The following is an 11,945-nucleotide window of genomic DNA, read 5'->3' as shown; positions in this document are numbered from 1 at the left end:
TAGGGCTGGGCGGCCAATAGTGAAGGGGGGATAGGCCTGGCGCGGGGCCATGGAACTCAGGTTGCAAATATCTTGGACAAGTCGACAGTGCCTAAAGTTGCTGCCGCTGTCACGACATCGGCCCGGGAAAACCCCGAAACAGGCGCAATCAACCCCTTCAATGATGGTTTTGGTTCAGTTTGATCGCGTTTGGCTGCCCGGCAGGTGCGCCGGGTGGGAACCCGATACCGCCATCAGGCCACACCGGCCTCCGCCGCCGAACGGTCCGCATGGTAGGACGAGCGCACCAGCGGGCCGGAGGCGACGTGACTGAAGCCCAGTTCCATGCCGAATACTTCCAGTTGCTTGAATTCATCCGGCGTCCAGTAGCGCATCACCGGGTGGTGATGGGCGCTGGGCTGCAGGTACTGGCCGATGGTGATCATGTCGACGTCGTGCGCACGCAGATCACGCAAGGTCTCCTGCACCTGCTCCATGGTCTCGCCCAGGCCGAGCATGATCCCGGACTTGGTCGCGACGTCGGGATGTTGTGCCTTGAACTTCTTCAGCAGTGTCAACGACCACTGGTAGTCGGCGCCCGGACGGACGTTGCGATACAGATGCGGCACCGTTTCCAGATTGTGGTTGAACACATCGGGCGGGTGACTGGCCAGGATCTCCAAAGCACGGTCCATCCGGCCCTTGCCGCGGAAGTCCGGGGTCAGGATCTCGATCTTGGTGCGCGGACTGAACTCGCGGATGGCCACGATGCAGTCAACAAAATGGCTGGCGCCACCGTCACGCAGGTCGTCGCGGTCGACCGAAGTCACCACGACGTATTTCAGGCCCATGTCCTTGACCGTCTGCGCCAGGTGCAGCGGCTCGGCCGGGTCCGGGGGCTGGGGGCGGCCGTGGGCGACGTCGCAGAAGCTGCAGCGACGGGTGCAGACCTCGCCCAGGATCATGAAGGTTGCGGTGCCATGGCTGAAGCACTCGTGGATATTGGGGCAGCTGGCTTCCTCGCAGACCGTGATCAAGCGGTTCTCGCGCAACTTCTCCTTGAGCTTGGCGACCGCATTTCCGGACGGAATCCGGACCCTGATCCAGGATGGCTTGCGCAATACCGGCGCGTCGGCAAACTGCACCGGTGAGCGGCCGATCTTGTCGCCGGCCACTTGCTTCACGCCGGGTTGCAGCGGTGTGAGCTGCGGCGGCGCCGGGGCGTCATTGGCAACAACGGCCAGCGGAATGGATTTTGCGGCGCCTGTGCTGGCGGAGTCGGTCATGGCGATACAGTGCTCTTGATGTTGGCCGCCGGCGCCATCTCCACCGGGGGACTGGATGAAGGCGGGAGAAACTCATTCGCGGCGGCTTCGACCGCCAGTCCAAACTGGCTCGCCAGGTGTCCGACCAGCGCCGGCTTGACCGCTTCAAGTCCCGAAGGACCGCCAAAGTCTACCATCGAGGCCACCTGCAACCCCGCGTAACCACAGGGGTTTATGCGCTGGAATGGCGACAGGTCCATGTCGACATTGAGCGCCAGCCCGTGGAAGGTGCAGCCGCGTCGCACCCGGATACCCAGTGCGGCGATCTTGGCGCCGGCCACATAGACCCCGGGCGCGCCTGCGCGGCGAACCGCGGTGATGTTCCAATCGGCCAGGGTGTCGATGACCGACTGCTCGATCCGGCACACGTACTCGCGCACCCCGATCTTCAGCCGGCGCAGGTCCAGCAGCGGATACAACACCAACTGCCCGGGACCGTGGTAGGTCACCTGGCCGCCGCGGTCGACATGGATCACCGGGATGTCGCCCGCGGCCAGCACGTGCTCGGGCTTGCCGGCCTGGCCGAGGGTGAATACCGGCTCATGTTCGACCAGCCACAGCTCATCGGCGGTGTCGCCATCGCGCGCGTCGGTAAAGGCCTGCATCGCGCGCCAGACCGGCTCGTAGGGTTGGCGGCCCGCCAGGTCACGCAGCTTGGCGGCAGGCCGCAGGAGCGGCGGATCCTGCGTGGCAACTACAGCGTCCACTTTACTTCCGGGTGGTCGCGCAGCACCTGATGGGCGAGATCGTATTGCGCGCGGCTGTCCGCCAGAAACACGATCCGCACCGAGACGTACTTGCCGTTGGACGAGTGTTTCCAGTCGATGCGTTCGCTGCGCACTTCGATACCGGCATCGAGCAAGCGTTGCGGCAGTTCCTGCTCCAGTCCGATATCGGCCGCGCCCATGGCGCTGAGCTGGAATTCACCGGGAAACTGGAACCCGTGTTCGGGATTGTCAGAGGTTATGTCCATCGGTCAATTATGGGTACGGCCCGCCGCCAACCCAAGCTGTCAGCGGGAACGCTGTGTCATGAGCGCCTACTCAGACCGATTCCCACCACATCAGCAGCTCGTGCCACAGGCGCTTGAAGAAGCCGCCTTCTTCGATCGCGGCCAGCGCGACCAGCGGCCGCTCGGCAATGACCTTCCCGTCCAGCGTGACCTTCACGCTGCCGATCGCCTGGCCCTTGGCAATCGGCGCGACCAGGGTCTTGGGTACATCCATGGTCGGCTTGAGCTGCTCGTACTTGCCCCGCGGCAAGGTGACCAGCAACGGCTCGGCCACCCCAAGCTGGACCTCGTCGGCGGTGCCCTTCCAGACCTTCTGGGTCGCAATCGAGGTGTCCGCGTCATACAGCTTGTGCGTCTCGTAGAAGCGGAATCCCCAGTTGAGCAGGGCCTGGCTGTCATCGGCGCGCTGCTTTTCCGAGCTTGAGCCAAGCACCACCGAAACCAGCCGCTGGTCACCGCGCTTGGCCGAGGCCATCAGGCAGTAGCCGGCGGCCGAGGTGTGCCCGGTCTTGATGCCATCCACGCTCTTGTCGCGCCACAACAGCACGTTGCGGTTGGGCTGGGTGATCGGACCGACAGTGAATTCCTTGATCTTGTTGTAGGCGTAGGTCTCCGGGAAATTCAACGCCAGCGCCCGGCCCAGCAACGCCAGGTCGCGGGCCGTGGACACGTGGCCTTCGTCGGTCAGACCGGTGGCATTGACGAAACGGGTGTTTTTCATGCCGATGCGCTCGGCGTACTGGTTCATCAGCGCGGCAAACGCATCTTCACTGCCGGCGACATGCTCGGCCAGCGCAATCGCGGCATCGTTGCCCGACTGCACCACCATGCCCTTCTCCATCTCCAGCAGCGGCGCCGACTGGTTGACCTGGAAACCCGAGTAACTGCCATCGGTGCCCGCACCACCCTTGCGCCAGGCGTTCTCGGTCATCCTCACCTGATCGTCGGCCTTGACCTTGCCGCCGGCCATTTCGGCGGCGATCACATAGCTGGTCATGACCTTGGTGATGCTGGCCGGCGGCAACGGGACGTCGATATTTTCTCCCGCCAACACATTGCCGCTGGCCGCGTCCATCACGATCCATGCCTCTCCCACCACCTCGGGCGGCGGCGGCACCGGCAGCGATTCGCTGGCCGGCGCGAGCGCCGCCGGCTTTGGCAGCGCGGGCGTCTGGGCAAAGGCCAGACCGACGGCAAAGGTGGCCAGTGCGGCAAGACTGATCGATCGAAAGACGGTTGGGGACTTCATCGTTGAACTGCTCCGGGTCGACGCGCGGCCGATGTGTATCGGGATATCTTTATCGGGACATCTGGAAGGAAGGGGTAATCATTCGATGACGCGTTGCGGTGCGCCAAAGCCCAGGCCGGCAATGCGGCTGGCCAACGCCGGTGCGGCATCGGCGTGCAGCGGGCCGACGCGCAGGCGCCAGACACGCTGACCATTGGCCTTGGCGTCCTGAAGGCTGGCATCGGCGATACCGGCCCCGCGCAACATTGCCAACGCGCGATCGGCATTGTCACGCCCGGCAAAACTTGCGACCTGCAAGGTCACGCTCTCGTCAGACACGCGCGCATCGGACGCGGTAGCGCCAGCGGCCACGGCATTGGCCACCTCCGCGGCGGCCTGGGCCGGACTGGCAGGGTGGTCGGTCACCGGGCTGGCTGTGGTGGCGGCGCGATCGGGCTTTCCCGGCCGTCCGGTGGCGACGCGTACCCGGCGCTGCTGCATCCAGGTATCGAATTCCTCGGCCGTCATGGTCCTGCCGTCCTGGTTCATGTCGAAACGCCATTGCTGCGCCGTCGAACCAGGCGCCGCGACGGTGCCGGCGGTAGAGGCAGCGGCCACCGCCGGAGCTGTCGCCGGGCTTTCCGCCGCACCGGCAGCGGGGCTCGGTTTACCGGTGGCAATCCTCACCCCCGGTGGCAGCTTGACCGCACCGGCGGCCGCAACCGGCAACGACGCCACCAGCTTGTCCATCGAACTGGCCGGCGCCGCTGGCGTGGCCGCGGCAACGGCGGCTGTGTCATTGGTGGCGGGGGCGTCGCCGGCGTAGGTCGAGCCACCCTCGCCGGGCTGCAGCGCGCGCACTTCCACTCGCCCGGTGCCGGCCTGGGTGATGCCCAGCTTGAGCGCGGCGGCATAGCTCAGGTCGATCACCCGGCCTTCGTGGAACGGTCCGCGGTCATTGACCCGCACCACCACCGTCTTGCCGTTGTCCAGGTTGGTGACCTGGGCAAAGCTGGGCAGCGGCAGGGTCTTGTGGGCAGCGGTGAAGGCGTACATGTCGTACACCTCCATGTTGGAAGTGCGCCGGCCATGGAACTTGTTGCCGTAGTAGGAGGCCTTGCCACGCTCGACATAGCCCTCGCTGTCGTCCATGACGTGGTATTTCTTGCCCAGCACGCTGTAGGTCGACCGGTTGCCGTAACGCGACCGGTCCACGGCCACCACTGTGGGCTCGGGGATCAACGAGACGTCGATATCCACATCGGGTGCGGAATCGGCGATGTGCGGCGCGTAAAGGCCGCCGGCGGTGTAATCGCCGCGCTTGCTCAGGTCCTCCTTGGCAGCAGGGTAGGGAGACTTTCGCTTGCTGCTGGTGCCGCGGTCCTGGTCGGCGGCCGCACCGGGCGCGGTGGCCGGCTTTTCAGGGGCACTGGCGCAGGACGCCAGACCGATGACCAGGATCGCGACCAGCAGCCGCTTCATGCGCCCGGCTGGCCCGTGCCGGCGACCGGGATCTCACGTCCGGCAATGGCCTCCGACAGCTGATAAACGGCCATCGCGTAATGCTTGGAGATGTTGTAGCGGGTGATCGCGTAGAAGTTCTGGAACCCGAACCAGTACTCCCTGCCATCCACGCCATCCAGGTTCAGCAGGGTCGCAGTGTCCGCCCCCGCCCCGGTCACCGGAACCGCCGGCGTGTACCCGCGCGCGGCCAGCTGGTCCAGCGTATAGCGCGGCTCCAGCCCTTCGGGTTCGAAGTCCTGCGCATCGCCGGCACGGATCGCACGCACGGTGATCGGCTCCCCGCGCTGCCAGCCGCCCTTTTCCACGAAGTAATTGGCGACCGATGCAAACACGTCGTCCAGGTCATTGAACAGGTCGATCTTGCCATCGCCGTTGCCATCAACGGCGTAGTCGCGGTAGCTGGACGGCATGAACTGGCCCCAGCCCATCGCCCCGGCATAGCTGCCTTTCTTGGTGGTGATGTCGAAACCCGCCTCCTTGCCCAGCGCGAACAGCTGCGCCAGCTCGTCGCGGAAGAACGCCTCGCGGGTATTCTCACGCTCGATCTTGCCGGGCAGGTTGGTGCGGGGGTAGGCGAATCCCAGCGTGTACAGCGCATCGATCACCGGGTAGCTGCCGGCATTGCCGCCATAGCTGGTTTCCACGCCCAGGATGGCCACGATGATCTCGGGCGGGACGCCGTACTCGGCCTCGACCTTTGCCAGCGCATCACGGTGCTTGGCCAGGAACGCCCGACCCTGGTCGATCCGGCCCTGGGTGATGAAGATCGGCCGATAGCCGCTCCATGGCTTGGCCTCTGCCGGGCGCGTCATCGCGGTGATGATGCTGTCGCGGATCTCCGCCTGGCCCAGCACCGTGGTGATGTAATCGGCATCAACGTCGTACTTGGCCGCTGCGGTGCGCACGAAGACCGGCACCGCCTGTTCGATCGGCTGCGCATTGGACACCACCGGCGTCGATGTCGGTGGCGTCGGCGCCACCGGCTCGGCCATCTGGGGCGGCTCAGATTGAGGAGTCGGCGGCGGCGTCTGCGTGGCGCAGGCCACCAGCACGAGCGGGAGCGCACATAGCAGGGCGCGACTGGCGAGTTGGCGTGTCATCGCGGCGAGATTACCACGCACGCGAAAGTCCCAGAACCGTTGAAGACGTATCACGACGCCATGAGTCAGGTGGGGTTGTCTCAACGCCCGTGCACCGGTCGATGCGCGCGCACTGCCATCACCACGCCCATGCCCGCCAGCAAGGACACCGCCGAGGTGCCGCCGTAACTCAGCAGCGGCATCGGCACCCCCACCACCGGCATCAACCCGGCCACCATGCCGCCGTTGACCACCACATAGACGCAGAATGCCAGGCCAAGCGATCCGGCCAGCAGTCGCGAATACCCATCGCGCGCCTGGGCGGCAATCCACAGGCAGCGCCCCACCACGAACATGTACAACGTCAACGTCACTGCCACGCCGATCCAGCCGAATTCCTCGCTGAGCACGGCGAAAATGAAGTCGGTGGTGTGCTCGGGAATATAGTTGAGGTGGGCCTGGGTACCCTCACCCCAGCCCTTTCCGGTGAAGCCACCGCCGCCGATCGCGATCTTGCTCTGGATGATGTTCCAGCCGGCGCCCAGCGGGTCGCTCTCGGGATCGAGAAACACCAGGATGCGGTCTTTCTGGTAAGGCTTGAGCAACCAGAACCACGCCGCCGGCGCGCTGGCGGCAACCGCACCAAAGCCGGCACCGAACCACCACCACGACAGTCCTGCCAGGTACAGCACGAACGCACCGCTGATGCCCACCAGCATGGCGGTGCCGAAGTCCGGCTGCAGCAGTATCAGTCCGGTCGGCACGATGATGATCGCGGCCGCGACCAGCACCACGGAGAACCGCGGCGGCAGCGGCTGACGGTTGAGATACCACGCCACCATCATCGGCAATGCCAGCTTCAGCAGCTCGGCGGGCTGGAAGTAGAACAGCCCCAGGTTGATCCAGTGAGCCCCGTGGCGGCCCTGACCGATAAACAGCACCACTAGCAGCGGCACCAATGCGATGCCATAGGCCAACGGGGTCCAGTTGCGCAGCTGGATGGGCGGCAACCGGGAAAGCAGCCACAGCGCACCCAGCCCCACCGCAAACCGTGAACCCTGCGCCACCACCAGAGCAGTCGACTGGCCACCGGCGCTGTAGAGCACCGCCAGACCAATCGCCATCAGCGCCAGCAACGCCCCCAGCAATAGCCAGTCGAGCGTGCGCACGCCGCGCCGCAGCAGGTCGAACAACCAGCGCAGGATCACGCTCATGGCGTAGCTGGCTCCTCGGCGGTGGCGGTCGCTGATGGATCCAGCGGCGCATCGGTTGCCGGCTCGGTCGCGCTGTCGTCCAGCGGCGCCAGGCCATCCGGCATCTTGCCCAACAACCAGGCATCAAAGCCGGCACGCGCGATCGGCGCAGCGGCGCTGCCACCGTAGCCGCCGTGCTCGACCACCACCGCGATCGCGATCGTCGGCTCTTCCGCCGGTGCGTATCCAATGAACAACGCGGTATGACGCAGGTGGTAAGGCAGCGAGTGCGGATCACGGCTGATGTTGCCCTTGCGGCTGGAGCGCTGGGCGGTGCCGGTCTTGCCGGCGATGGTGTACGGCGCGCCGCGGCCGGTCGCGCGGGCCGTGCCGCGGGGTCCGTTGACGGTGGCCACCATCCCTTCCTGTACCGCACGCAGATGCCCGGGGTTGTCGGTGATCGGTGAGCTGGGTGTCTCCGCCAGCGGCTGCCAGGGGGCGCCGTAGCGGTCGCGCCGGGCCTGCAGCAGTCGCAGCTCGTGCAGGTCGCCGCCGTTCGCAATCGCCGCGGTGGCACGCACCAGTTGCAGCGCACTGGCAATCCAGTAGCCCTGGCCGATGCCGGAGATCACCGTCTCGCCGGGGTACCACGGCTCGGTACTGATTGATCGCTTGTAATCGCGCGACGGCACCACCCCGTCGGTCTCTCCCGCCAGGTCGATACCGGTCTTCTCGCCGAACCCGTAGCGATGCATGTATTGGGCGAACATATCGATGCCCATGTCCAGGGCAAGCTTGTAGTAGTAGGTGTTGACCGATTGCGAGATCGAATCGCGCAGATCGACCCAACCGTGGCCGCCGCGGTGCGAATCGCGATAACCACGGCTCTGTCCCGGAATGTGGAACTCGCCGCTGGAAAAGGTCTTGTCGTCGGGGGTGCGAAGACCGCTGTCGACCCCGGCCAGCGCCACCATCGGCTTGACCGTCGATCCCGGCGGGCCACCACCCAGCACGTTGCGGTTGAACAGTGGCCGCGACGGATTGTTGATCAGCCCGTTGTAGTCGGTATGGGAGATGCCGTTGACAAACAGATTGCTGTCGTACGACGGCAGGCTGACCATTGCCAGCACCTGGCCGGTCCTGGGATCGATCGCCACCGCCGAGCCGTCGGCATCGCCAAATGCCGCCACGATGGCCCGTTGCAGGTCCACGTCGATCGACAGCTGCAAGTCCGCCCCAGGGGTCGCCGCCACCCGCCCGACCACCCGCATCGGTCGACCATCGACATTGGTCTCGACCTTCTCGTACCCCACCTTGCCGCGCAACGCCTGCTCGTAGAAACGCTCCACCCCGGTCTTGCCGGTATGGCTGAACAACATGCCCGCCTCGCCCATGGTCTGCCGGTCCTCGACATCGACCCGGCCGACATAACCGATCACGTGGGCCAGCAACTCGCCGTACAGGTAACGGCGATTGAGGTATGACACCACCTCGATTCCCGGATAACGCCAGCGGTCGACCGCGAACCGGGCGACCTCTTCCGGCGTGACGCGCAGTTTCAGGGGGATCGCCTTGAACCCACGGGTGACCTTGCGCGCCTGCAGGAACTCCTCGATGTCCTGCGGCGACAGCTCGACGATGCCCGCCAACTCCGGTAGCCACTTGTCGGGGTCGCCGGCCTCGCCGGGAGTGACCTCCAGGCGGAATGCCGGCACGTTGTCGGCCAGGATCCGGCCGTCGCGGTCGTAGATCAGGCCACGCCCGGGCACCACCGGCTGCAGCTTGATCCGGTTCTGCTCCGAGCGTGTCGCGTAGTCTTCGTACTGCCAGACCTGCAGGCTGAAATACCCCAGTGCCAACCCGCCCAGCGCCAGCACCACGCCGGCGAACGCAACCCCGGCGCGCCGGCGGAACTGCCCGGATTCCGCCGCCGGATTCTTGACCACCTTGCGCAAACGGCGCATGCCCTAGCTCCTGCGCCAGCTGCCCAGGCGCAGCGCGTCCAGCAGCAGGAACACCGGGCCCCACAACAACATCCCGGTCAACGAGGCGAGCCAGAACATCATCGGCAATGGCTGGATGCCGAGTGCTACGTGGATGCCGGCGGCAACCACGCGGTCGTTCAGCAACAACCCGCCGATCGCCAACGCCTGCTGCCACAACGGGAAGAACCGTATCCGGGCGCGGAAGCGTTGCAGGATGAACGCAATCACCACCAGACGCAGGGCGTGCTCGCCCAGCAGGCTGCCAAAACTGATATCGGCCAGCAGCCCTACGACAAAGGCAAAGCCCAGTCCCAGCCGCTCGGGGTCTTCGATGACCCAGTAAGCGACCACCAGCGCCAGCCAGAAGGGTCGTAGCGGCAGCAGCGAAGGCGGCAACGGAAGCAGGCCCGCCAGCAAGCCGGCCACCACGCTGAGCGGCAGCAACCAGGCCGGACGCGAGCGCCTCACGGCAGCACCTGCGCAGGTGTTTCAGACGGCTCGGGTGCGTCGGCCGCGTCCGTCGCGTCGGTCGAATCGCCGTTGCCAGTCACCGGGATGTCAGTCGTCGGGATGTCAGTCACCGGTGCCGGTACCAGGCGCAACAGCAGCACGTCGCGCCCGCGATCAAGCTGGGCCGCCGGGCGTATCTCACCCAGCAGGAATGCCCGGCTGTGATCCGGGTGCAGCGACAGGATGGTCCCCACCGGGAAGCCCGGAGGAAACCGTCCGCCCAGTCCGGAGGTCACCAACTGGTCGCCGACCCGGATATCGCTGGACAGGGGAATGCTCGGCACCCGCAGCAGGTCGCTGCGGCCATCGCCGTAGGCCACCAGCCGCACGCCGTTACGCGCCACCGCCACCGGCACCGCATGGGACGGATCGGTCAGCAGCAACACGGTCGAATGGATCGGCGTGACCGCGATGACCTGTCCCACCAGGCCGCCGGCATCGATCACGCTCTGGCCAACGTGGATGCCGTCGTTGCTGCCGGCATCCAGTACCAGCCGCTGCCGGGTCGGATCCAGGTCGACATCCAGGATCGGCGCCAGCTGCACATCCAGGCTCCCACTATCGGCCGCATCCAGCAGGCCACGCAGGCGATGGTTGTCGGATGCGAGCGTCTGCAGGCGCGCGATCCGGGCGCTGTTGACCAGCAGTTGATTGCGCAGACGCTGATTCTCGGAGCCCAACTGGGCCAGCGTGCCGGCGTCATCGTAGAGCTTCCTCACCATCCGTCCCGGCCAGCCGGCCACGGCCCACAAGGGCTGCGCCAACGCCGACGCCTGGTAGCGCGCCTGGTGCAGCCAGCCGCCACGGTGGTCCAGCACGATCAACGCCACCGCCAGGGTCAGATACGCCAGCAACCACAGCGTGCCGGCGACTTCACCAGGACGGTTGGGGGTGGTGGGGCTGGCGTAGGAAGGCACTGATGCTTAATCGGGAACCGTCTTGCTCGTGAAGGGGTCAGTCGGGTGCGAAGAACTCGTTGCCGTGCATGTCGACCAACTCCAGGGCCCGTCCACCACCGCGGGCGACACAGGTCAGTGGATCATCGGCGACCTGCACGTGCAGGCCGGTTTCCTCGCTGACCATGCGGTCGAAGCCGGCCAGCAACGCGCCACCGCCGGTCAGCACGATGCCGCGTTCGGCGACATCCGCGCCCAACTCCGGCGGGGTCTGCTCCAGCGCCAGCTTGATCGCGGTGACGATGCCGGCCAGCGGCTCGCGCAGCGCATCGAGCACCTCGTTGGAGGTGATGGTGATCATCTTCGGCACGCCCTCGGCCAGGTTGCGGCCGGTGATCTCCATGCTGGCGTTCTCTTCCTGCGGGTACGCGCAACCCAGGGTTTCCTTGACCCGCTCGGCGGTCGCCTCACCGATCAAGGTGCCGTAGGTGCGGCGCACGTAGGCGATGATCGACTCGTCGAAACGGTCACCACCAATGCGCACCGACGCCGCGTAGACGACGCCGTTGAGTGCGATCACCGCGACCTCGGTGGTACCGCCGCCGATGTCCACCACCATCGAGCCGCGCGCCTCGGTCACCGGCATGCCGGCGCCGATCGCCGCCGCCATCGGCTCTTCGATCAGGTACACCTCGCGTGCACCGGCCTCCTCGGCCGATTCCTTGATCGCGCGGCGCTCGACCTGGGTCGAGCCGCACGGCACGCACACCAGCACCCGCGGGCTGGGCCGCAGGAAGCGCGACTTGTGCACCTTGCGGATGAAATGCTTGAGCATTTCCTCGGTATAGGTGAAGTCGGCGATGACGCCGTCCTTCATCGGCCGGATTGTGGTGATGTGCCCGGGCGTCCGGCCCAGCATCATCTTGGCCTCGGTACCCACGGCCACCACGGTGCGGTTACCGCCAACAATCCGGTCCTGGCGCACCGCGACCACCGATGGTTCGTTGAGGACGATGCCCTGCCCACGTACGTAGATCAGGGTGTTGGCCGTGCCCAGATCGATGGACAGGTCGTTGGAGAACATGCCGCGAAACTTCTTGAACATCGTCGATTGGGCCGTGAAATGGGGTGCCGGGGCGGTCGGCTAGCGTAGCAACCGCCCCCTTGCCGGGCAAGGAGAAATGGCGCTCTCCGGCGCTTTGTACCTGTTTTGG

At 66.0% G+C, this 11,945-nt stretch carries 10 protein-coding genes and 1 pseudogene; all 11 read right to left on the bottom strand.

Annotation, left to right across the window (positions count from 1 at the left end):
- Nucleotides 1–233: 233 nt before the first annotated feature.
- Nucleotides 234–1,265 (bottom strand): lipoyl synthase, encoded by a 1,032-nt coding sequence (gene lipA, locus ACW7G6_RS07915; RefSeq protein ID WP_456978161.1) that lies wholly within the window; start codon nucleotides 1,263–1,265, stop codon nucleotides 234–236.
- A complete protein-coding gene (lipB, locus tag ACW7G6_RS07910; protein WP_456978160.1) occupies nucleotides 1,262–2,011 on the bottom strand; it encodes a lipoyl(octanoyl) transferase LipB in 750 nt (249 codons plus the stop codon). The genes lipA and lipB overlap by 4 nt, the downstream gene beginning before the upstream one ends.
- Nucleotides 1,999–2,277 (bottom strand): DUF493 family protein, encoded by a 279-nt coding sequence (locus ACW7G6_RS07905; RefSeq protein WP_456978159.1) that lies wholly within the window; start codon nucleotides 2,275–2,277, stop codon nucleotides 1,999–2,001. Before ACW7G6_RS07905 ends, lipB begins: the two co-directional genes overlap by 13 nt.
- A gap of 70 nt (nucleotides 2,278–2,347) precedes the next feature.
- Complete coding sequence (locus ACW7G6_RS07900) at nucleotides 2,348–3,565, bottom strand: D-alanyl-D-alanine carboxypeptidase family protein (protein WP_456978158.1); 1,218 nt, start codon at nucleotides 3,563–3,565, stop codon at nucleotides 2,348–2,350.
- Nucleotides 3,566–3,643: 78 nt separating this feature from the next.
- Nucleotides 3,644–5,026, bottom strand: a complete 1,383-nt coding sequence (locus ACW7G6_RS07895; RefSeq protein WP_456978157.1) for a septal ring lytic transglycosylase RlpA family protein — start codon at nucleotides 5,024–5,026, stop codon at nucleotides 3,644–3,646.
- On the bottom strand, nucleotides 5,023–6,168 hold the full coding sequence (gene mltB, locus ACW7G6_RS07890; protein WP_456978156.1) for a lytic murein transglycosylase B: 1,146 nt from the start codon (nucleotides 6,166–6,168) through the stop codon (nucleotides 5,023–5,025). The genes ACW7G6_RS07895 and mltB overlap by 4 nt, the downstream gene beginning before the upstream one ends.
- Before the next feature lie 80 nt (nucleotides 6,169–6,248).
- Nucleotides 6,249–7,361, bottom strand: coding sequence for a rod shape-determining protein RodA (gene rodA / locus ACW7G6_RS07885; RefSeq protein ID WP_456978155.1), 1,113 nt, complete (start codon nucleotides 7,359–7,361; stop codon nucleotides 6,249–6,251).
- Nucleotides 7,358–9,304: a penicillin-binding protein 2 gene (gene mrdA / locus ACW7G6_RS07880; protein ID WP_456978154.1), complete on the bottom strand. Its 1,947-nt coding sequence runs from the start codon at nucleotides 9,302–9,304 to the stop codon at nucleotides 7,358–7,360. Before mrdA ends, rodA begins: the two co-directional genes overlap by 4 nt.
- 3 nt (nucleotides 9,305–9,307) lie before the next feature.
- Nucleotides 9,308–9,793, bottom strand: a complete 486-nt coding sequence (gene mreD, locus ACW7G6_RS07875; RefSeq protein ID WP_456978153.1) for a rod shape-determining protein MreD — start codon at nucleotides 9,791–9,793, stop codon at nucleotides 9,308–9,310.
- Between the two features lie 14 nt (nucleotides 9,794–9,807).
- Nucleotides 9,808–10,752, bottom strand: a pseudogene (gene mreC / locus ACW7G6_RS07870) (rod shape-determining protein MreC); the annotation flags it as partial.
- Between the two features lie 37 nt (nucleotides 10,753–10,789).
- Nucleotides 10,790–11,836: a rod shape-determining protein gene (locus tag ACW7G6_RS07865; protein WP_456978152.1), complete on the bottom strand. Its 1,047-nt coding sequence runs from the start codon at nucleotides 11,834–11,836 to the stop codon at nucleotides 10,790–10,792.
- Between the last annotated feature and the right edge of the window lie 109 nt (nucleotides 11,837–11,945).

The organism is Lysobacter sp. A421 (genome assembly GCF_054052145.1).
The sequence above is the reverse complement of the archived record's forward strand: the minus strand, read 5'-3'. Positions and strand labels throughout refer to the sequence as shown.

Coding starts and splice junctions, on each gene's coding strand:
- lipA (WP_456978161.1), bottom strand. CDS start 1,265: ATGACCGACTCCGCCAGCACAGGCGCCGCAAAATCCATTCCGCTGGCC.
- ACW7G6_RS07905 (WP_456978159.1), bottom strand. CDS start 2,277: ATGGACATAACCTCTGACAATCCCGAACACGGGTTCCAGTTTCCCGGT.
- ACW7G6_RS07900 (WP_456978158.1), bottom strand. CDS start 3,565: ATGAAGTCCCCAACCGTCTTTCGATCGATCAGTCTTGCCGCACTGGCC.
- ACW7G6_RS07895 (WP_456978157.1), bottom strand. CDS start 5,026: ATGAAGCGGCTGCTGGTCGCGATCCTGGTCATCGGTCTGGCGTCCTGC.
- mltB (WP_456978156.1), bottom strand. CDS start 6,168: ATGACACGCCAACTCGCCAGTCGCGCCCTGCTATGTGCGCTCCCGCTC.
- rodA (WP_456978155.1), bottom strand. CDS start 7,361: ATGAGCGTGATCCTGCGCTGGTTGTTCGACCTGCTGCGGCGCGGCGTG.
- mrdA (WP_456978154.1), bottom strand. CDS start 9,304: ATGCGCCGTTTGCGCAAGGTGGTCAAGAATCCGGCGGCGGAATCCGGG.
- ACW7G6_RS07865 (WP_456978152.1), bottom strand. CDS start 11,836: ATGTTCAAGAAGTTTCGCGGCATGTTCTCCAACGACCTGTCCATCGAT.